At 38.9% G+C, this 23,975-nt stretch carries 11 protein-coding genes; 9 read left to right on the top strand and 2 right to left on the bottom strand.

Annotation, left to right across the window (positions count from 1 at the left end):
* The 8 genes from rpoD to QM843_RS07995 all read left to right on the top strand — a co-directional run bounded on the left by rpoD (position 1) and on the right by QM843_RS07995 (position 5,895).
* Positions 1-1,110 carry an RNA polymerase sigma factor RpoD gene (rpoD, locus tag QM843_RS08030; protein WP_000201903.1) on the top strand — a complete coding sequence of 370 codons (1,110 nt, stop codon included), beginning with the start codon at positions 1-3 and terminating at the stop codon, positions 1,108-1,110.
* A 14-nt stretch (positions 1,111-1,124) separates the two neighbouring features.
* Entirely contained in the window at positions 1,125-1,454 is a 330-nt protein-coding gene (locus tag QM843_RS08025) for a metal-sulfur cluster assembly factor (RefSeq protein WP_000331925.1), read from the top strand.
* A 115-nt stretch (positions 1,455-1,569) separates the two neighbouring features.
* Positions 1,570-2,613: an alpha-galactosylglucosyldiacylglycerol synthase gene (cpoA, locus tag QM843_RS08020; RefSeq protein WP_004254610.1), complete on the top strand. Its 1,044-nt coding sequence runs from the start codon at positions 1,570-1,572 to the stop codon at positions 2,611-2,613.
* Positions 2,614-2,628: 15 nt separating this feature from the next.
* Positions 2,629-3,954 carry a glycosyltransferase family 4 protein gene (locus QM843_RS08015; protein ID WP_414304719.1) on the top strand — a complete coding sequence of 442 codons (1,326 nt, stop codon included), beginning with the start codon at positions 2,629-2,631 and terminating at the stop codon, positions 3,952-3,954.
* Between the two features lie 29 nt (positions 3,955-3,983).
* Positions 3,984-4,160 carry a PspC domain-containing protein gene (locus QM843_RS08010; RefSeq protein ID WP_414304720.1) on the top strand — a complete coding sequence of 59 codons (177 nt, stop codon included), beginning with the start codon at positions 3,984-3,986 and terminating at the stop codon, positions 4,158-4,160.
* A gap of 58 nt (positions 4,161-4,218) precedes the next feature.
* Entirely contained in the window at positions 4,219-4,353 is a 135-nt protein-coding gene (locus tag QM843_RS08005; protein WP_414304721.1) for a DUF4044 domain-containing protein, read from the top strand.
* Between the two features lie 63 nt (positions 4,354-4,416).
* Entirely contained in the window at positions 4,417-5,727 is a 1,311-nt protein-coding gene (gene obgE / locus QM843_RS08000; RefSeq protein ID WP_414304722.1) for a GTPase ObgE, read from the top strand.
* A 9-nt stretch (positions 5,728-5,736) separates the two neighbouring features.
* The gene (locus QM843_RS07995; RefSeq protein WP_261039239.1) at positions 5,737-5,895 is read left to right on the top strand and encodes a hypothetical protein; all 159 of its coding nucleotides are present in this window, start codon (positions 5,737-5,739) and stop codon (positions 5,893-5,895) included.
* Between the two features lie 43 nt (positions 5,896-5,938).
* On the opposite strand, the gene QM843_RS07990 is transcribed toward QM843_RS07995, so the two are convergent.
* Together QM843_RS07990 and QM843_RS07985 are read right to left on the bottom strand one after the other, a co-directional pair.
* Positions 5,939-6,409 carry an arginine repressor gene (locus tag QM843_RS07990; RefSeq protein ID WP_001043026.1) on the bottom strand — a complete coding sequence of 157 codons (471 nt, stop codon included), beginning with the start codon at positions 6,407-6,409 and terminating at the stop codon, positions 5,939-5,941.
* A gap of 468 nt (positions 6,410-6,877) precedes the next feature.
* Positions 6,878-9,160: a Xaa-Pro dipeptidyl-peptidase gene (locus QM843_RS07985; RefSeq protein WP_049502519.1), complete on the bottom strand. Its 2,283-nt coding sequence runs from the start codon at positions 9,158-9,160 to the stop codon at positions 6,878-6,880.
* 221 nt (positions 9,161-9,381) lie between these two features.
* Here QM843_RS07985 and QM843_RS07980 point away from each other — a divergent pair, with 221 nt between their 5' ends.
* The gene (locus QM843_RS07980) at positions 9,382-23,868 is read left to right on the top strand and encodes a mucin-binding protein (protein WP_414304723.1); all 14,487 of its coding nucleotides are present in this window, start codon (positions 9,382-9,384) and stop codon (positions 23,866-23,868) included.
* Positions 23,869-23,975: the final 107 nt, after the last annotated feature.

Below are 23,975 nucleotides of genomic sequence, written 5' to 3'. Positions count from 1 at the left end.
ATGGCAACAAAACAAAAAGAAGTAACAACATTTGACGTACAAGTAGCAGAATTTATCCGTAATCATAAACAAAAAGGGACAGCAACTGATGATGAAATCAATGCTAGTCTAGTTATTCCTTTTACCTTGGATGCTGATGGGATTGAAGATCTCTTGCAACGAATTCAGGATGCAGGGATTTCTATCACAGATAACGAAGGAAATCCAAGTGCGCGTGTTCTTAGCACTGAAGAAGAGCCAGAACTCAGTGATGAGGACTTGATTGGTTCAACTTCGGCTAAGGTTAATGACCCTGTCCGTATGTACTTGAAAGAAATCGGGGTCGTACCTCTCTTGACCAATGAAGAGGAAAAAGAATTGGCGCTTGCTGTTGAAGCTGGTGATATCGAAGCCAAACAACGTCTTGCGGAAGCCAACCTTCGTTTGGTTGTTTCTATTGCTAAACGCTATGTTGGTCGTGGTATGCAGTTCCTTGACTTGATTCAAGAAGGAAATATGGGCTTGATGAAGGCGGTTGACAAGTTTGATTATTCTAAAGGGTTCAAGTTTTCAACTTACGCAACTTGGTGGATTCGTCAGGCTATCACTCGTGCTATTGCGGATCAAGCTCGTACCATCCGTATCCCAGTTCACATGGTTGAAACCATCAATAAATTGGTTCGTGAACAGCGTAACCTCCTTCAAGAATTGGGACAAGATCCAACACCAGAACAAATCGCTGAACGTATGGATATGACCCCTGACAAGGTTCGTGAAATCTTGAAGATTGCCCAAGAACCGGTATCCCTTGAAACTCCAATCGGTGAAGAGGATGATAGCCACCTTGGGGACTTTATCGAAGATGAAGTGATTGAAAATCCAGTGGACTATACAACTCGTATCGTTTTGCGTGAGCAGTTGGATGAGGTCTTGGATACTCTTACAGACCGTGAAGAAAATGTTTTGCGTCTGCGTTTTGGGCTAGATGATGGTAAAATGCGTACCCTTGAAGATGTGGGTAAAGTCTTTAACGTGACTCGCGAGCGTATCCGTCAGATTGAAGCTAAAGCTTTGAGAAAACTACGCCAACCAAGTCGCAGCAAACCGCTTCGTGATTTTATTGAAGACTAAGAGTGAGGATGAATATGGCTTATACAGAAGAGCAAATTGAAAACATCAAAACACGAATTTTATCAGCCTTGGAAGAAGTTATTGACCCTGAGTTGGGAATCGATATTGTCAATCTTGGTTTGATCTATGAAATTCGTTTTGACGGTGACACAGGACAAACAGAGATTGATATGACTTTGACAACCATGGGTTGTCCTCTAGCAGACCTTTTGACAGACCAGATTTATGATGCTATGACAGAGGTTCCAGAAGTAACGGATACTGAGGTCAAATTAGTCTGGTATCCAGCCTGGACTGTTGAAAAAATGAGTCGCTATGCACGTATTGCCCTAGGCATTAAGTAAACAAATAAAAACATGTGAGAGATTATTGGAAAAGCGAGGAAATTTCCCCCTCTTTTCCTCTAGTCTCTCCTTTCTTTTGCTGATTTTATTCAAAGAAAATGATATAATAGTAGTTATGGAAAAAAAGAAATTACGCATCAATATGTTGAGTTCAAGTGAGAAAGTAGCAGGACAAGGAGTTTCAGGTGCTTACCGTGAATTAGTTCGTCTTCTTCACCGTGATGCCAAGGACCAATTGATTGTTACAGAAAATCTTCCAATAGAGGCAGATGTGACTCACTTTCATACAATTGATCTCCCCTATTATTTATCAACATTCCAGAAGAAACGATCAGGAAGGAAAATTGGCTATGTGCATTTCTTACCTGATACACTCGAGGGGAGTTTGAAAATTCCATTTTTCATAAAGGGAATTGTGAAACGCTATGTATTTTCTTTTTACAACCGGATGGAGCACTTGGTGGTGGTCAATCCTATGTTTATTGAGGATTTAGTGGCAGCTGGTATTCCACGTGAAAAAGTGACCTATATCCCTAACTTTGTCAACAAGGAAAAATGGCATCCGCTTCCACAGGAAGAGGTAGCGAGACTGCGTACAGAGCTAGGTCTTAGTGACAATCAGTTTATCGTAGTAGGTGCTGGTCAAGTTCAGAAACGCAAAGGGATTGACGATTTTATCCGTCTGGCTGAGGAATTGCCGCAAATTACCTTTATCTGGGCAGGTGGTTTCTCTTTTGGTGGTATGACAGATGGTTATGAACGCTACAAGAAAATCATGGAAAATCCCCCTAAAAATTTGATTTTTCCAGGTATTGTATCGCCAGAGCGGATGCGCGAATTGTATGCCCTAGCGGACCTTTTCTTGTTGCCTAGTTACAATGAGCTATTTCCTATGACTATTTTAGAGGCTGCGAGTTGTGAAGCTCCTATTATGTTGCGTGATTTGGATCTTTATAAGGTGATTTTGGAGGGAAATTATCGTGCGACAGCAGATAGAGAAGAGATGAAAGAAGCTATTTTGGAATATCAAGCAAATCCTGCTGCCTTAAAAGATCTCAAAGAAAAGGCTAAGAATATTTCTAGAGAGTATTCTGAAGAGCATCTGTTACAAATCTGGTTGGACTTTTATGAGAAACAAGCCGCTTTAGGGAGAAAGTAAAAAGTGAGGTAATCTATGCGAATTGGTTTATTTACAGATACCTATTTTCCTCAGGTTTCAGGTGTTGCGACCAGTATTCGAACCTTGAAAACAGAACTTGAAAAGCAAGGGCACGCTGTTTTTATCTTTACGACGACAGATAAGGATGTCAATCGTTATGAAGATTGGCAAATTATCCGCATTCCAAGTGTTCCCTTCTTTGCTTTTAAGGATCGCCGCTTTGCCTATCGAGGATTCAGCAAGGCGCTTGAAATTGCTAAACAATATCAACTGGATATTATCCATACTCAGACTGAATTTTCTCTCGGCTTGTTGGGAATTTGGATTGCGCGTGAATTAAAAATTCCAGTCATCCATACCTATCACACCCAGTACGAAGACTATGTGCATTATATTGCTAAGGGGATGCTGATTCGTCCTAGTATGGTTAAGTATCTGGTTAGAGGTTTTTTACACGATGTGGATGGGGTTATTTGCCCGAGTGAGATTGTCCGAGACTTGCTATCTGACTATAAGGTCAAGGTTGAAAAAAGGGTCATTCCAACTGGGATTGAATTAGCCAAGTTTGAGCGTCCAGAAATCCAGCAAGAAAATCTAAAAGAACTGCGTAGTAAATTAGGGATTCAAGAGGACGAACAGATGTTGCTGAGTCTTTCCAGAATTTCTTATGAAAAAAATATTCAAGCAGTATTAGCAGCTTTTGCAGAAGTTCTGAAAGAGGAAGACAAGGTTAAACTGGTAGTTGCCGGGGATGGCCCTTATCTGAATGACCTTAAAGAGCAAGCCCAGAAACTAGAGATTCAAGACTCTGTTGTCTTTACAGGGATGATTGCTCCTAGTGAGACGGCTCTTTACTATAAGGCAGCGGATTTCTTCATCTCAGCATCGACGAGTGAGACGCAGGGTTTGACCTACTTGGAAAGCTTGGCTAGTGGAACACCAGTCATCGCACATGGAAATCCTTATCTGGACAATCTTATCAGTGATAAGATGTTTGGAACCTTATACTATGGTGAACATGATTTGGCTGGGGCTATTTTAGAAGCCCTGATTGCAACGCCAGACATGAATGAGCATACCTTATCAGCTAAATTATACGAGATTTCAGCTGAGAACTTTGGGAAACGAGTGCATGAGTTTTATCTGGATGCCATTATTTCAAATAATTTCCAGAAAGATTTAGTCAAAGATGATACGGTTAGTCAGCGTATCTTTAAGACAGTTTTGTATCTTCCGCAACAGGTGGTTGCTGTGCCCGTAAAAGGCTCTAGACGGATGCTGAAGGCATCAAAAACACAGTTAATCAGCATAAGAGATTATTGGAAAGACCATGAGGAATAGAAAGAGGAACAGCCATGAAAAAACATTTAATGAGAAGTGGTCGTGATACAAAGATTGCTGGTGTTTGTGCTGGAGTGGCTCATTATTTTGATATGGATCCCACTATTGTTCGTGTAATATGGGGTGTTCTTGCATTTTGTTATGGGGCAGGAATTGTAGCTTATATCATTTTATGGATTATTGCACCAGTAGCAAGTGACTATTGAAAACTAGCTCAATTCATGCTAAGATAATAGAAAATAGAATGTAACGAAGGAGATAAAAATGGCATTTGGAGATAATGGAAAACGTAAAAAAACTATGTTTGAGAAATTAACCTTGCTTATCGTGATTATCATGCTAGTAGCAAGTTTATTGGGAATTTTTGCAACTGCAATTGGTGCCCTCAGTAATCTATAAAATAGATACAAGAACATTTTGTGACTGGGATTTCCCAGCCCTTTTTTAAAGTGAGAAGAAAAAATGAGTATGTTTTTAGATACAGCCAAGATTAAGGTCAAGGCTGGTAATGGTGGCGATGGTATGGTTGCCTTTCGCCGTGAAAAATATGTCCCTAATGGCGGTCCTTGGGGTGGTGACGGTGGTCGAGGAGGCAATGTAGTCTTCGTTGTAGACGAAGGGCTACGTACCTTGATGGATTTCCGTTATAACCGTCATTTCAAGGCTGCTTCTGGTGAGAAAGGAATGACCAAAGGGATGCATGGTCGTGGTGCTGAGGATCTTAGAGTTCGAGTACCACAAGGTACGACTGTTCGTGATGCAGAGACTGGCAAGGTCTTGACAGATTTGATTGAACATGGTCAAGAATTTATCGTTGCCCACGGAGGTCGCGGTGGACGTGGAAATATTCGCTTTGCGACACCAAAAAATCCTGCACCTGAAATCTCTGAAAATGGAGAACCAGGTCAGGAACGTGAGTTACAGTTAGAACTAAAAATCCTTGCGGATGTTGGTTTAGTTGGATTCCCATCTGTTGGGAAATCAACACTTTTAAGTGTTATTACCTCAGCTAAACCTAAAATTGGTGCCTACCACTTTACGACCATTGTGCCAAATCTAGGTATGGTTCGTACCCAATCAGGTGAATCCTTTGCAGTAGCCGATCTGCCAGGTTTGATTGAAGGCGCTAGTCAAGGTGTTGGTCTGGGAACTCAGTTCCTCCGTCACATCGAGCGTACACGTGTCATCCTTCATATTATTGATATGTCAGCTAGCGAAGGCCGTGATCCTTATGAGGATTATCTCGCTATCAATAAAGAGCTGGAGTCATACAATCTTCGCCTCATGGAGCGTCCACAGATTATTGTAGCTAATAAGATGGACATGCCTGAGAGTCAGGAAAATCTTGTAGAATTCAAGAAAAAATTAGCTGAAAACTACGATGAATTTGAAGAGTTACCAGCTATCTTCCCAATTTCTGGTTTGACCAAGCAAGGTTTGGCTACGCTTTTGGATGCTACAGCTGAATTGTTAGACAAGACACCAGAATTCTTGCTCTACGACGAGTCAGATATGGAAGAAGAAGCATACTATGGCTTTGATGAGGAAGAAAAGGCTTTTGAAATTAGTCGTGATGACGATGCGACATGGGTGCTTTCTGGTGAAAAACTGATGAAACTCTTTAATATGACCAATTTTGATCGTGACGAGTCAGTCATGAAATTTGCTCGCCAGCTTCGTGGTATGGGGGTTGATGAAGCCCTTCGTGCGCGTGGAGCTAAAGATGGTGACTTGGTCCGAATTGGTAAATTTGAGTTTGAATTTGTAGACTAGGAGACTGATATGGGAGATAAACCGATATCTTTCCGAGATGCTGATGGCAATTTTGTTTCCGCCGCAGATGTTTGGAATGAAAAGAAATTGGAAGAACTATTTAATCGTCTCAATCCAAATCGTGTCCTGAGATTAGCACGAAATAAAAAAGACAAGTCATCTCAGTAAAGAATATAACAAAATTCCGTGCCACATGAGACACGGAATTTTATTATTCTTCAAAGAAAAATGGTGGAGCGAATTTTTTCAATTCTTCAAAGCATTTTTGAGCAGCTTCTGCATCTTCACAGATGACAAGGCAAACATCATCACCACAGAGAGTAGCGATAGCGTCAGGGAAGCTCAAGGCATCAATGATAGAACCAAAGGATTGAGCAAGTCCAGGAAGAGTTTTTAGTAGGACTTGGTGTTGAACGGGACGCATCAAGACAAGAGCATCTTCCATGTAGATTTCGAGACGTTTCTCCCATTTTGAGATAGAGCCTGTATTGAGCACGTAGTAAGAGTTGTCTTCTTCACGTACTTTTGAGAGGTTCATACTTTTAATATCTCTCGAAAGTGTAGCTTGTGTAACTTGAATATCATTATCGGCAAGAAGAGCTTGTAGCTCAGCTTGAGTATGAATCTTGTTTTTCGTTACAAGAGCTCGTATGAGTTGGTGTCGGTGTTCAGATTTATTCATAAAATGTTACTCCTTGTACTGGGTACAGAAAGCGTGGACGGAACGAAATCGTCAGTCGGGTGGTAAGCGGTATTGTCACGTATGATGATTTCAAAGTCAGTAGTATAGGACTAAATGGAGAAAATCCCACTCTTTTAACTTGTCACTAGTTGAGTGTAGATGAATTGGGTATCTATCCGTTTATCTACATTGGTGTCCTCTACTAACAGTAAATCATTCAATTAGGGTAGCCTTTTGTCACGACTTATTGTGAATTTATGATTAATGTTAATTCACAAAGATTTTTCAACATGTGGTGTGGTAGCGAGTATTATTAATGAGTACACATGTTGGTTAGGGTTTTAGTATCTTTTGTCAAAGCTTCCGTGTAGACCTATCATAAGCCTATATCGGGATTGCATTTGATACCAAGTGTATGTTTGTTTCAACTGTTCAAGTGGAAATCTTCCATATAGAAAGTCTGATATATTATGCCTTTTGACAAGGTAGGATAAGAGTAGACTGTTCAAGATCAACAGTCAGGTGGTAAGCGGTGTTATCACGGATTGTGATTTCAAAGTCAGTAGTATAGAGTACTAAACGAAGAGTATCTCCTTCTTTTAACTTGTAAATAGTCGGTTGCAGTTCAAACTGGATATCCATCCATTCATCTGCCTTAATATCCTCTACTAACAGTAAATCATTTCTATTTTGTAAATTGAGGTAGCCTTTTGTCACGACTCGTTGTGTATTTTCACGAAAAGGCAATTCGTTGAGATTTTCCAACATATGGTAGCGACCGTTGTCAATGGTTCTAGCACTTAAAACAGCTGGATAAGGTTGCAGGTATTTCTTCTGTCCAAATTCTAGCAGTTGGGCAGATAAGAGCCCCTTATTTATACTGGATTTGATACGAAGATTGAGTTGGGCACGACCGTTCAAGTGAAGATCTTTGGTTACAGGAAGGTCAATAGTAATCTGATTGGTTTTTCCTTGATAGAGTTCTGTATTGAAGGTCTGGTAGGTCTTACCATAGCGCTCAAAATCCTTATCTGGGTACTGGTTTTGAATGACTTTCTCTTCTTGACCAAGTGAGAAGGTTTCAAAGTTTTCTTGCCCACCGAAGGTATCAAGTGATAGCCAAGTCTGAGGGGCTGTATTGTCCTGCCAAATGACAGTAGGAAGTTGGAAATCTGTATCTTGTCCCAGTAATTTCTTTGTCAATAAGGCGTTCATGGACTCACGGAAGTCAATGGACTGCCAGTTGTTCATGTACACATGGGCGCCATTATGGAAAAAGAGATGCTTGTTTATATGAGCAGGAAGGGCGTGAAACATCTGGTAAACATGAAGTGGTTTGACATTCCAATCCTGTGAACCATGAGTAAAGACAACCTCTGCCTTTACCTTATGGGCATTGAGCAGATAATTGCGATCATGCCAAAATTGATTGTAGTCACCAGATTTGCGATCTAACTGCTCTTTTACTTTTTCTAAGTCAGCTTGGTGAGCCTCATTACCACGGATATAGTCACCAGCCAAGAGATTACGAGAGTAGGTTAGTTCAGCAAGGGAGTCAAAGTCCTCACCTGGATAACCACCTGGGCTAGTTACTAGACCGTTTTCACGGTAGTAGTTGTACCACGAAGAAATACCAGCCTCGGCAATAATAACCTCTAAACCATCTACACCTGTAGTCGCAAGACCATTGGACATGGTACCTAGATAGGAAAGTCCAGTTGTAGCTACTTTTCCGTTTGACCAGTCAGCCTTGACTTGACGTTGGCACGTGTGGTCGGTAAAGGCACGGCAACGGCCATTGAGCCAGTCGATGACATTTTTATAAGCCTCGATTTGCTGGTAGTCCCCATTAGTCATGAAACCAGTAGAGTCTTTGGTACCGACACCTGAGACATAGAGATTAGCAAAACCTCGTGGAAGGAAGTAGTCGTTGAGAGTATAGCTAGCGTTGATGTGCGTTAGCTTTTCCTCAGCTTCTGACACAAGCTCAGCTTGACCTTGGGGTTGGACGAGATTGAGTTGAGGTTCTTCAAGCTCAATCTTGTGAGCAGGTTTGACCTCAAGTTCACCCTCCATCTTGTAGAGGGCCTTATCACTAGCCTTGTCATTGGTTCCCTGATGGTAGGGGCTAGCTGTCATGATAGCAGGAATTTGGCCGTCATAACGAGGACGAATAATGCTGACCTTGACTAAGTCTGGAAGACCTTTTTGGTCAGTATCGACACGTGACTCAACGTAAACGACTTCTCGAATGGCATCATGGCTAGAAAAAGTAGCCAAACTCTTGCCGTTAAAGTAGCGATAGTCATTATCCTCAGAAATAAGACCGTCACTGACAAGTTGGTCGATAAGAGTGTTCCCCTTTTTGGTACGAGTATTGAGTAACTGATAGAGATTTTCAATCAAGTCACCATATACAATAGGAAATCCAGACTCTTTACGAAAAACATCACTGTCTTCAAAGTCAACCAAATAAGAAAAACCTAAAAGTTGAAAGGCTACAGTATAGAAAATATCTGCAGTCAACTCTTTATCTGATTGAAAAAATGTCAGTAAGTCAGTTTCTTTATCAACTGCTAAACTGGATAGAGGATAGGTGCTATCTTTAAAATTAAAAAAGAAACGAATGAGAAACGCTTCAAGCATTTTTTTATTTGTGATGTTGACTGGTAAATCAAATCCATACTTTTTTAATTCAAAGATAATTGTATCTCTAGGTAGCGCTAAATAGCTAAATCGATTAAAACGCATAAAACCTCCAGTAAAATTATACTTTAATTTATTATATCAAAAAAGCAAAAAAAATACCAAGATAAAGTCAAAAACAAAATAGTATATAAATATAAATAATATCAAAAACGATTAATATATATATAATTATTTCTTTCTTGAACTGATAGCGTTTTTGTGATAAAATATATACTATGTAATTGTAATTCGAAGCTACATAAAAAAATAAGGAAGTGAACATTATGTATAAATCAAAAAGACAAAAAAATAAGTCTTTTGATTGGTATGGCTTGAGCCAACGTTTCTCTATTCGTAAGTATCATTTTGGTGCTGCGAGTGTGCTGTTGGGGACAGCCTTGATTTTGGGTGCTGCCCAAACGACTGCCAAGGCAGAAGAAACAGCTACTGAAAATAAAACAGAAGCTGTTGCATCTGCTCCAAAAGATGATAAGGCAGGTGAGAATGTCGCAAATGTGACGACACCAGCTCTTTCTGCTAAGACAGAAGCGGCTGTAGTAGAAAAGCCAACCTTGAGTGATGAGGAAGTTGCAAAATTAGCTGCTGAAGTATCTAAAAAGGATGAAAAAGCATCTGAAACAGCTACAGCTGAAAAAACAGAAGTATCTGACAAAGAAAAAGCAACACTAACTGCTCCTTCAACAGACAAAAAAGTTGATAAAACAGTTGATGAAAAAGCTGATAAAAAGGATGAAAAGAAAGCAGAAAATCCAATTACTGCTACAAAGAAAATCCTTGAACAATTGACTTCTGAAGCTGAAGTTCTTAATACAACTGCAGCAAACTATGCTGAGAAAAAAGTTGAAGATAAGTCTTCTAAAGAAGCTATTGCTGCTGCAGTAGCAGCGGCGAAAGTAGAAATTACTGCATCTAAGAAAGTTCTAAACGAAAAAGATGTTACCGCTGAGCAATTGAATCTTCAACTCCAACGTATCTCATCTGCTATCGAAGCAGTCTACGCAGAGATGAAACGTGCAGGACACGTAGGTAAAGTTGAAGCAGTGTTGGCAGACCCAGCAGGTTCTACAGTAGCTATTACTAATCCTATTAATAAAGTTGTTGTTAATAATGTTGGTGATATTACTGAGGAAGAAGCGCGTGCGATTGAAAAAGAGATTCGTACAGCAAACCCGACGTTAACTGCTGAAGATAAAATCGAAGTTAAACGAAAAGGAAACACAGGTTTAGCCGTAGCGACAGTAACGCTAGCAAATGGAAGAGTAGACCAAAATGGTAATACAACACATGGTTTTGCTATTGATGATGTAGCTTATGGTTCAGCTGGTGAGAAAAACTTTAGTCAACTTCGTGAAGCAATCAACTGGTTTGACTTCGCTACTGCGTCTATTACATATGCTGATGGAACGAAAGTAGGACCTGTTGAATATGTTAATAATCCAGCTATGGTTGATTTCACTAGCTCAAAAGGACGTCAAGAGCGTGGACGTTTTACAATGGTTCGTACAGTTCTTGAGTCGACTACACATCCAGAATTAGTAGGTAAGAAAACGAACGATCCAGCATTTTTGGAATCTGGATTAGCTAAGTATACGTTATGGAAAACATATGATCATGTGAAACATGAAGTGCAACAAGGTCTATCTGAAGGACGATTTAATAATGAAATATTTGAGGTTCTTCAAGAAGGAATGCGTTTCAATGTACCAACTAAGGTAAAAGGTTATACATTAAGTGCAACAGTAAGTTCCCTTTCTCGTAAAAAAGTTACTACAGAAACATATACTCTAAATAAAGCTAATGGTGAACCTGAAAATATCAACAGAAGTCCTGTTGATGGTGTTGTTCAACGTGAAGATGTCATTGTAACAAGACAGGATCCAAACTGGAGTCATTTACGATTAGCTGGATTTGAAACTAAATATAAAGATTCAAATGGGGTAACTCGTGAACGATTAACAGCCTTTTCTTCAGCTTATGATGGTGGTAACGTTGGGGTTAAGTTCCAATTGTCAGCAACATATAATGGACGTCCAGTAGCGGTTAATGCTATTGCGGCTGACTCAGAAGACTTAAGTGTGGCGGAGTTCACTCAGTTTGAATCTGATGGTACACCTTGGGAAGAATTCATGCGTTTGAATAAAAATAAAACAAACTCAAAAGGTTTATTCCCTAATAGAGAAGGTAATGGTAACTTTTTAAGTACTTTCGACAGAAAAACAAATGCTCCGTTGTCTACAGGTTATAAACTTTCTGAATGGACGAATAAAACAGAAACAGGTTATGGAAGTCAATTATTTGGACCTTTTGATTCTGGTGTTAATAATGGATACGATCTTCCTATAGGTCTTACTCAAAATGTTGAAAATTTAGGTGTTTACATTAATGCCAATGGTAGCCAATCAGCAACTATAGGTTTCGTTATTTATGATGGTGGAGATGCCCCAGCTTCTTATGGTTCTGCACAACACATCATCGGTAACTTTAATAAAGAAAAAGATGGAAAACAAGTAACTGCGACACAACCATATTTAGGAGATGTTCCTGCAGATTCAGACTTCCGTACAACAATCGCTGAGCCAAATGGTGCATGGGTACTTGACGACTTAGTTAACTCAGAAGACTATAAAGAAATCAGTCTTGTTAGTGGTTCAACTCAAGTTACAAACTCAAAAGGTCAATCAGGAACATACTTATTAGATGGTAAAAATCCTGTCATTCATATGTCTGATGGTACTCAAGTAGCGATTAAAAATGGTGAAATTCTATCAACAGCTAATACTTTACCAGGTGGAGATAATTTACCAATTAAAGGTTTATACAACCAAGCAACACGCGGACTTGGTGTAGGTAACCTTCCCGATGAAGGTGAAGGACAACTTCTTGACCCAGCTGCAGCAACTAAATATACACTGCGTCATGCAAGTGAAAATGAATATATCTTAAAAGGTGTCAAAGTTAACCGTGGTGTTAATAATGACGTAGCTTATGTTCGTGGATGGGTTGACTTTAACGGTAACGGTAAATTCGATCTTTATGAATCATCTGAATTAGTAACAGCTAATGCTGATGGAACATATGATATTACATTTAAAAACACACCACAACTGTTAAACACATCAGTAGATAATCTTGGTGTTCGTTTACGTGTTTCTGTAGACAAAAACGACTTGAGATTACCAACGGGATTGGCATCTTCAGGGGAAGTAGAAGACTTTGTTGCGAACGTTATTCACCCACCTCGAGGAACACGTCATGAAACAAAAGATTATCAAGGGAAAAAACAAGAAGTGAATTTCCCAACTAACGCTATGTTTACCGCAAGTGGTAAAACAATTGAATCAAACTATAAACAATGGGCACAAATTGATGATAATACAGCGCCTAAGATGGTATTAAATGATACAGTTGTTAAATCTGAAGAACCAACAGGTAAAACTGTTGAAGTGAAGGACCACTTAAGTCAAACAATTTACAATGGTACTGAGGTAGTTGTTAAAGATGCAAGAGGAAATACTCTTGGTACAGCTGTTAAAGTGTTGAATAAATTAACAGGCAAAACAGAATACTACCTATCTGAATACACTGAATATGATACAGCAGGAAACAAAGTTGGGGTTTATAAACTAAATGAAGATTCTGCTGAAAACAAAAATACTAAACAAGGTAGTTTGAGTTTTACAAAAATTACTTTTGAACCAGAAAAAGGATTTGTAGGTACAGCTAAAGGGGTAGCTATCCGTGCGTGGGATAATAATGGAAGTCACACTGGATGGGAAGCTACAGAAGATACAATCAGAGAATCTTTAACAAGTACGACTTTAGCAGAAAAAGATAAGATTTTAGAAAATGTAAACGACGGAAATAACGGTACTAAATCAATGGATACAAGTTATATTCCGACAGTAATCGACGTTCGTCCAGTAGGAGAAGATACAACTACAGAGGATGTTCAAGGTAAACCGCAATCATCTAATCCTTCAATTCCGACAAAAGGAACAGTTGAAACTGTAACAAATAAATCTGTTGAAACTTCTAAACAAGTTGATATTTTAAATACCAGTGAGAAACCAACTTTTGCAACTAGAAAAGAAACTCCTAGTAAACTATATACAGAAGATACTAAAGTAGATAAGGAAACAACTCTTACACTAACAGATGGAACAACAGTTACTTATAAACCTGTAGATAAAATTCCAGCAGGAACTAAAATTGCAAATACTGGTGACGTCAATGTAACAGGAACAGGGAATGTATCTGTAAATAATATTCGTTTAGTGAGAGGTACATTGATTCCAGCAGGAGCTAAACCTCAAAGCAATCATCCAGCACCAGTGGAAGTAAAAGTAACATTAGCGAATGGAACAGAGCAAACAATTCCAGCAGGAGGAACAATTCCAGCAGGAGCTACTATCAATACGCCATTTACTAATTCAGCTAATAATACATTCGACAATGTAACTTATAATACTGGACAAACAATTCCGCGTGAAACAGGAGGTAAGGTTTCAACATTAGCGAATGAAACTTCTGCAAATCAATTAGTAGAAAAAGGAAAATCTATTACACTAGATGGAACTACTTATTCGAATAATGATGTGATTCCAAAAGGAACTCGTACAATGACTACTTACGAGGACCTAATGAATGTTACTCTTCCAAATGCAGTTCACATCGATCCACAAACAGGAGAAGTAACAAGTGTTCCACGTCGTTACACTAAAGTAACTGAAACAGAAATCGTTATTGAAAATGAAGGTACCTACACATTAAACCAAGATACTGGTGAAATTACATTCACACCAGATCCTAAGTTCGTAGGTACAGGTACAGGTGTAGTAAAACAACAACCAGATGTTGACTATAACGATAAAGTATCAGGAGACCCTGTGACAAGTCAGTATGGTACAGACTACGGTAAAGCAACGTATACACCAATCGTTAAACCACAATCAAAAGCATCTATCACTCGTACAATTCACTATGTATATGAAAATGATAACGATAATCCAACAAGTCAAGATTCATATAAAGATAATGACCCAATCGTAGCAATCTATAATACGCCAGTTACTCGTACACAAACGATTGATTATACTCGTGATTACAAGATTTTCTCTGAAGCAGGTTCAACAGAAAAAGAAATGGTAACTGCGAACCAAGTTACAGACGCAACAGGACATGTTTATAAAATTGGAGATACAATTCCAGCAGGTACTAAGTTCAACCAAGGTTCAATTATCATTGGTAAATGGACAGCTTCAAGTGATGAAAATTCTAAATTTAAAGAAATTATCTCACCAACAGTAAAAGGATATACTGCTGAAGTAGTAACAGCTGACTTCACAAGTCCTGGTACTGATGGTAAGATGGGACACATCCACAATGGTAAACAACCCGTAGGATTATATACTCCAGTAGCTGATAATACGAAAGACGTTGGAGCATACGAACCATTAGTATCAGAAGTTCGTTCAGACGATAAAGATGACTTCGATATGTATGTTGTTTACAAAGCTGATAAACAAAAAGCGAATGTAACATACATCGACTTAGATGCAACAGGCGCTGCTCGTATTCTTGAAATACAAACAGCAAATGCAGCTCCAGCAACAGGTGCAGATGCGAAAACAACTTATAATGTTGAGAAACTTCAAGGCAAATCACATACGAAGATTCCTTACCTAACAGCTGACACTATCAAGAAATATGAAGACCTTGGTTATGAATTAGTGACGGATGATTACTCAAACGATGCTCAAGGTAATAATATTGCAGATGGTCGTACATTTGATAACGATAAAGATGTAGACCAACCATTTAACGTATATCTACGTCATAAGAAAACTGTACTTTCAACTTCAGATAATGAAACAAGAACAGTAACACGTTATATTGACTATGTTTATGCAGATAAGCCAGTGGCTGATGTAGCAAGCAAAGATCTAACTGATGAAATTCCAGCTGATAGAAAAGAAGCATATGTTAAAGTTAATGACAGTGATAAAGCGGACAGAGTAAAAGAAACTCTAACATTCACGCGTACTCGTAGTCTTGATCTTGCAACAACATCAAGATTATATCCAGAAGAATTTAAAAAATATAATGACGTTGTAAAAGCAAGTGGAGAAAACTCTAAAGCAGCTGAAGATGCAAAAGCTACATTATTTAAGTTTGTAGAAAGTAAAGCAAAAGAAGCCAACGCAACAGAAGAAGCGAAAACAGCGGTTAGTTATGGTAAATGGGAAGCTACAGCAGGAAAAATATCGAAGATTTCTCCAACAACAGGAGCAGAAACAGAAGTATCTCAAGAAGATAGTGATAGAAGATTTAATAATGTAACATCTCCTACTGTTCCAGGATATTTACCTGACAATGCCTTAGTAGAAGCAACAGCGGACATTGATCCAGAATCAAGTCCAGATAAACTGCTAGTTACTGTTAAATACTCTCCAGTAGACCAAAAAGCTGTAGTTAAATTCGTAGAAGTAGACCCTACTAATACTAATAAAGTCATTACTCCAGGTCTTGCAGATCCAATCGCTGTAACAGGTAAATCAGAAGTAGCTTACCCAGCAACAACAGCAACTTCAGTAACTGATAAGATTGCTGAGCTATTTAAGAAAGGCTACGAACTAGTTGAGAATGGATTCAAATCAACAGATAAGTTCGATAAAGATGCTGCAGTTGATCAAGAATATGTTGTGAAATTCAAGGCTAAAGTAGTAGATGTTCCATCATTTGATCCAACTAAACCATCAAGTGACGACAATCCAAAACCAACGCCAGGTGTAACACCAATCGATCCAAATAATCCAGACGGACCAAAATGGACAGAAGAATTAATCAAAGCTGTAAAAGTGCAAGAAGAAGTAACACGTACAATTAAGTATGTATACGAAGATGGTACTCCAGTAGCAGAATCTGATTTAACAAGTGTAGCTGATAAGAAAGTTAAAACACTTAAATTTACACGTTCTGGTAAGATTAATGTAGCGACAGGAGAAATCACATACGGAGATTGGTCAGCGAACCAAAAATTCGAAGCAGTAACATCTCCAGTATTAGAGAAATACACAGCGGCAGTTGCAGGTGTAACACCAACAACACCGGATGTTCCAGAAAAAACAGTATCAGCTACAGATAAAGACTTCGAAGAAGTAGTAGTTTACAAAACAAAACTAATCACAGTTGATCCAAAAGCTCCAGGTTATAAAGAACCTAAGAAAGATGAGCCAATCAATCCAAATGATCCAAATGGACCAAAATGGACTGATGAATTACTTGCGAAATTGAAGAATACTGAAGAAGTAACACGTACAATTTCGTACACTTACTCAACAGAAGCAAGTGAATTAAATCAAGCTGAAAAAGACGGAAATAAAGGTGGAACGAATGTAGCAGAACCATTTACTACAAAAGTGAACTATACTCGTGTAGCTAAAGTGAACCCAGTAACGGGAGAAATCACATATGGTGAGTGGGAAGCTAAAGATAACGATACTACATTAGAAGGAAATACTCTTCCAGCAGTAGCAGGATATGTAGCAACAGGAGATGTGGAAAAATCTACGAAACCTGTAGAAAATGTGAAAGCAGAAGATAAGGATATTACGGAAAAAGTAGTGTACAAAGCACTAGGTAAATATGTACCAGTTGTACCGGAAGGATTTACACCGCCAACAATTGAAAATCCACAATATCCAAATAATCCAACAGATCCTACAAAACCAGGAACACCAACAACAACGATTCCATACGTACCAGGAACTACACCAGTAGGACCAGATGGGCAACCGTTGACACCAAAAGTACCAGGTGATCCAAAACAAGGATATGAACCACCAGTTCCAACTACACCAACTGGAGACACAACAATCGTTTATACGAAAGATGGTTCTCAAGTAGCGGTAACGAAATTCGTAGATACAACTGGTAAAGGATTAGAACCATCAGTAGTAGATACTGGTGATACAGGTAAACCATTTACGAAAGATGCGGATGTCACTGCAGCAATCAACAAGATTTTAGCTCGTGGATATGAAAAAGTAGCTAATGTAAATGCGAATGAAAAAGACTATCCATCAACAGATGCTGAAAAAGTATTTGATGCTGATGCGAAAACAAATCAAGAATATACAGTAACATTCAAACCGATTGTCAAAGATATTCCAACAGATCCAACTACTCCAGGTTATGTGAAACCAGAACCAGGTCAACCAGTAGATCCAACAAAACCAGATGGACCAAAATGGCCAGAATCTGTTAAAGACTTGAAGACAACTGAATCTGTAACACGTACAATCAAGTATGTATATGAAAATGCAACTCCAGTAGAAGATGGCAAACTTGGAACAGATGTTGTAGCTAAGAAAGTTCAAACGCATGAATTTACTAGAACAGCTAAAGTTAACCTTGTGACAGGAGAAGTTGAATATGGAGCATGGACACCTAAGACAACTGATGGATTTGAAGCTGTAATAACTCCTACAATTGACGGATACACTTCAGCATTAGTAAGTAATCCAACAGTAAGTGACGTACCAGCGAAAACTGTGACGGCAGATGCTGCTGATTATGAAGAAGTTGTAGTTTACAAAACAAAACAAATTACAATTGATCCAAAAGATCCAAACTTCGATCCTGAAAAACCAGTAGATCCTAATAATCCTAATGGACCAAAATATAAAGATCTAAAACTAGCTGAAGAAGTAAAACGTACAATTACGTACACTTATGCAGATGATGTAGCAGATACTGCTAAACGTGGAACTGAAGCAGAACCTAAACACGAAACTACAGTAAGCTTTACACGTACAGCAACAGTTAATGCTGTAACGAAAGAGATTACTTATAGTGAATGGACTCCTAAAGATAACGATACAACTCTTGAAGGTAAAGCTGTAGTACCAGTTAAAACTGGATACGTAGCTACAGGAGATGTTGAGTCATCTAAGCAAGATGTAACGGGTGTTAATGCAACGGATAAAGATATTATTGAAAAAGTTATCTATAAAGATTTAGGTAAATTTGTACCAGTTGTTCCAGAAGGATTCACTCCTCCGACAATTGAAAATCCACAATATCCAAACAATCCAGATGACCCTACAAAACCAGGAACACCAACAACAACGATTCCATATGTTCCAGGAACAACACCAGTAGGACCAGATGGACAACCATTAACTCAAAAAGATCCTAACGATCCAACGAAAGGTTATAACCCACCAACACCAACAAATCCAACTGAGGATACAACAATTGTTTATACGAAAGATGGTTCTCAAGTAGCGGTTGTTCATTTCATTGAAGTAAACAGTGAAACGGATAAGACTGAAAAAGGTGGAGTGGCTCAATCAATCGTTGATACTGGAGATACAGGAAAAGCCTTCACGAAAGGTACAGAAGTAACAGCTACAATCGAAGCTCTGAAAGCTAAAGGATATACAGTTGTTGAAAACAACTACCCAGAAAATGGTAAGTTTGATGCAGACTCTAAGACTAACCAAGAATACAAAGTCCTTGTAGCGATTAAACCAGTAACTGTAAATCCAAATGATCCAGCACCAACTCCAGATAAACCAATTGATCCAAATAATCCAACAGGACCAAAATGGACTCCAGAGTTAATCAAAGAGTTAGAAGACGGACGTAAAGAAGAAGTGAAACGTACAATCAAGTATGTTTACGCAGACGGTAAGAAAGCTGCTGATACAAAAGAAGAAACTAAAGAATTTACACGTTCAGCAACAATTAACCCAGTAACTGGTAAGATTACATTCGGAGACTGGTCACCAGCTCAAACATTTGAAGAAGTAACTTCACCAGAAATTAAGAATTACACTCCAAATAAAGTGACTGTACCAGCATCAGAAGTAACAGCAACTGCTGAAGACATTAATGAAACAGTAGTTTATACTACAAAACCAGTAACATTAGATCCTTCTAAACCAGCAGATCCAAATACTCCAGCTGTTACTCCAAAACCTGAAGACAAAGTACCAAACGATCCAAAAGGTCGTACGTACAAAGAATTAGGATTAATCGAAGAAGTAACGCACACAGTTCACTACAAACTAGCTGACGGATCAGATGCAGGTATCCCTGATAATGTCCAAACATTAACATTCACTCGTACAGCTGACTTAGATCCAGTAACTGGAGCAATCTCTAACTTTAGTGATTGGAAAGCTAAAGGTGACGATACAACAATCGATTCTATAACAACTCCAGATAAACCTGGATATGTAGCTTCAGCCGCTAAATCTACAGCTCGTGAAAATGTTAAAGCTACAGATAAAGATAGTGAAGAAACAATTATCTACCGTAAACTTGGTTCATATGTACCAGTAATTCCTGAAGGAGTAACACCTCCAGCGAACACTGACTTAACTCCAAAACCATATCCAAATGATCCAAACGATCCTACAAAACCAGGGACACCTGCTGAAACTCCAGTAGTACCATACATCCCTGGAACAACACCTGTAGGACCAAACGGTAAACCATTAACTCCGAAAGATCCTAACGATCCAACGAAAGGATATGAAGTACCAAAACAACCGGAAGATCCAACTCAAAACACTACAATCACGTATGTTAAGGATGGTTCTCAAGTAGCTCTAGTTCACTTCATTAAAGCTGATGGAACTGCAGTTCACGTATCAGTTGCGGAAGCAGGAGACACAGGTAAAGCAATCAAGACAACAAATGTTGATAACGTTAAAGCTGAGTTAGAAGCTAAAGGTTATGAAGTTGTTGAACCAACTGATCCAGCTTATACAGCAGAACGTGTAGCATTCTACGCTGAGGAAAACCGTACATTCGATGACAAAGACGATAAAGGTGATAAAGGAATTAGCCAAGTTTACTACGTAATCGTTAAAGAAGGAATTACTCCAATCGATCCAGATAAACCGCTAGATCCAAATAATCCTAATGTTACTCCAAAACCAGGAGACAAAGTACCGGGAGATCCAAAACAACGTACTTACGAACAACTTGGATTACTAGATGAAGTAAATCGTACAATCAACTACAGATACGCAAATACTGATAAAGTAGACGCTGATAAACGTGGTCAAGAGGCTCGTCCAACTGTAGAACAAAAACTTCGTTACTCTCGTAAAGGTGATCTAAACAAAGTAACAGGTGAAATCACATATACTTCTGACTGGACAGAACCACAAACATTAGCTGAGGTAACATCTCCAGTAATCGAAGGATATGTTGCAGATATTAAAGCAGCTGAAAAAGTAGAAAATGTTGCTCACGATGCAGCTGATTCAGTAGTGAATGTCGTTTACACACCACTAGGTAAATATGTACCAAAAGTACCAGAAGGATTCGAAGTTCCAAATATTGATAAACCTCAATATCCAAACGATCCAACAGATCCAACGAAACCAGGAACACCAACAACAGTGATTCCTCACGTTCCAGGAACAACTCCAAAAGATCCAAATGGAAACCCACTGAAACCAGTAGATCCAAACGATCCAAGTAAAGGATATGTTCCACCAACACCTGAAAACCCAACAGAAGATACGCAAATCACTTATGAGAAAGATACTCAAAAAGCGAAAGTAACTTATGTTGTAGAAGGAACAGGAACAGTACTTCATACAGATAACCTAGAAGGTAAATCTGGAGAGCCAATCGAGTACAGCACAGTAGCTAAACTTCTAGAACTTAAAGCTCTAGGATATGATCTAGTAACTGACGGATTCACAACAGCTACAGATAAGAACTACGATAAAGATACAAAAGTAGATCAAAGCTTCGTAGTAATTGTTAAACCTCACGTTGAGCCAATCAAACCAGTAGATCCAGAAAATCCAAATGATCCAAATAAACCAAAACCGGGTGATCCAATCGATCCTAAGAACCCTGATGGACCAAAATGGACTGAAGATCAAATTAGTAAAATTGATACGACTCGTCACGTTAACCGTACAATCACATACGTTGATGAAAAAGGTAACAGAGTAACTTACACAGATAAAGCAGGTAAATACTCTACAGAATCTATTAAAGATAAAGTTACATTCACTCGTGAAGGTAAAATCAACGCTGTAACAGGTGAAATCACTTACGGTAACTGGACAGCTAAAGATGGAGATACAACATTCGATAAAGTTGAATCACCAGTCGTTAACGGATACATCCTGAAAGATGCCAAACAAAAAGAAGTAGCAGCTACAACAGGATTAACTGCAGACTCTAAAGATGAAAACATCGAAGTAGTTTACACTAAACTTGGTTCATGGATTCCAAAAGTACCAGAAGGTGAAACACCAATTGATCCACTTCCATATCCAAATGATCCGAACGATCCAACTAAACCAGGAAACGATACACCAATCGTTCCTTACGTACCAGGAACTACACCAAAAGATCCAAATGGAAACCCACTGAAACCAGTAGATCCAAATGATCCAAGTAAAGGATATGTTCCACCAACACCTGGAAACCCAACAGAAGATACGCAAATCACTTATGAGAAAGATACTCAAAAAGCGAAAGTAACTTATGTGGTAGAAGGAACTGGAACAGTACTTCACACAGATAACCTAGAAGGTAAATCTGGAGAACCAATCGACTACAGTACAGTAGCTAAACTTGCTGAATTGAAAGCTCTAGGATATGACTTAGTAAGTGACGGATTCACAACTGCTACAGATAAGAACTACGATAAAGATACGAAAGTAGATCAAAGCTTCGTAGTTACAGTTACACCACACGTTGAGCCAATCAAACCAGTAGATCCAGAAAATCCAAATGATCCAAACAAACCAAAACCGGGTGATCCAATCGATCCTGAGAACCCTGATGGACCAAAATGGACAGAAGATCTAATTAAACAAATCGATACAACTCGTCACGTTAACCGTACAATCACATACGTTGATGAGAAAGGTAACAGAGTAACTTATACAGATAAAGCTGGTAAAGACTCTACAGAATCTATTAAAGATAAAGTTACATTCACTCGTGAAGCTAAGATCAACTCTGTAACAGGTGAAATCACTTACGGTAACTGGACAGCTAAAGATGGAGATACAACATTCGATAAAGTTGAATCACCAGTAGTTAAAGGCTACATCCTGAAAGATGCGAAACAAAAAGAAGTAGCAACTACAACAGGATTAACTGCAGACTCTAAAGATGAAAACATCGAAGTTGTCTACACTAAACTTGGTTCATGGATTCCAAAAGTACCAGAAGGTTCTACACCAGTTCCTCCAGTTACGTATCCAAACGATCCTAAAGATCCAACTAAACCAGGTAGCGATAAACCAATCGTTCCTTATATCTCAGGAACTACACCAGTGGTACCAAAAGATCCAACTAAACCAATTAGTCCGGATAACCCACTAGTTCCATTAACACCAGTAGATCCAAACGATCCAACTAAAGGATATGAAGTACCTCCAGTACCAACAGATCCAAGAACAGATACACCAATCACTTACGTGACTGATAAGCAAAAAGCTATTACTAACTTCGTAGATGAAAAAGGTAAAGTTGTATCAACTCCAGTAGTAGATGAAGGTGATTCAGGAGCTAACTTCACTAAGTCTAAAGTTGATGAAGTAACTAAGACGATTGAAAAACTTGAAAAAGCTGGATACAGAGTCGTTAAGAACGAATTCCCATCTAAAGATGCAGATAGAGTATTTGATAAAGATAAATCTGTAGATCAAATCTTCAAGGTAACAGTAGCTGAGAGAATTATCCCAGTTACACCAGGAAAACCAGTAGATCCAACTGATCCAAACTTACCGAAGAACCCAGATGGAACTCCAGTAACACCATCTACACCAGAGCCAGGTAAACCAGTATTCCCTAACGATCCAAATAGCCCAGTATGGCCAAATACTGTGAAAGATCTTGTAACTGAGAAATCAGCTACACGTACTATCAAGTATGTGGATCGCAATGGAAACGAAGTTTCTGAAACTCGTACAGAAACTATCAAGTTTACTCGTGAAGCGAAAGTGAACTTGGTAACTGGTGAGATCACTTATGGAGGATGGACAACAGATCGTAACGATGATATCTTCAACGGATACCCAGTACCAGTTGTGAAAGGATACATTGCTAAAGCTGGTGATCTAGAATCATCAACTAAAGATGTACAAGTAACTCCTGATACAATCAAAGATATCAATGAAACAGTGATTTACGATAAGTTAGGTTCATGGATTCCAAATATTCCAGGAACACCAACAAATCCAATCACATATCCAAACGATCCTACAGATCCAACAAAACCAGGAACAGATAAACCTAAAGTACCTTATGTACCAGGATTTATCCCTGTAGATCCAAATGGAAATCCATTGAAACCAGTTGATCCGAACGATCCAACTAAAGGATATGAAGTACCAGACGTACCGGCAGATCCAACGAAAGATACGCCAATCAAGTACATCCCTGTTCCTACACCAAATAATGGTGGTGGCAACAATGGAGGCGGAGGTGGTAATACACCAACTCCAACTCCACAACCAGAACCTAGTCCTGCACCAAATCCTGTTCCAGTGACACCTGAGACTCCTGAACAACCAGTAGCGCCAGTGACACCAGAACAACCAGCAGTGCCTTCTACACCTCAATACATGGAAGGTCAACGTGAACTTCCAAATACAGGTACAGAAGATCATGCTGGCCTTGCAGCACTTGGACTTCTAGGAGCCTTAAGTGGATTTGGATTGATTGCTCGTAAGAAAAGAGAAGATGAAGAATAATCATTTTGATTCTCATTAGATGCTAACTTGCAATCAGACAAAGAAAGAACTTGAGATTTAACATCTCAGGTTCTTTTCTTTCTCTTTTTGAAAATGGTATAATATAG

Origin of the sequence: Streptococcus mitis (assembly GCF_047463435.1) — a bacterium.
Taxonomy (GTDB): Bacteria; Bacillota; Bacilli; order Lactobacillales; family Streptococcaceae; genus Streptococcus; species Streptococcus mitis_DS.
This window is presented reverse-complemented; position numbering and strand designations above follow the sequence as displayed.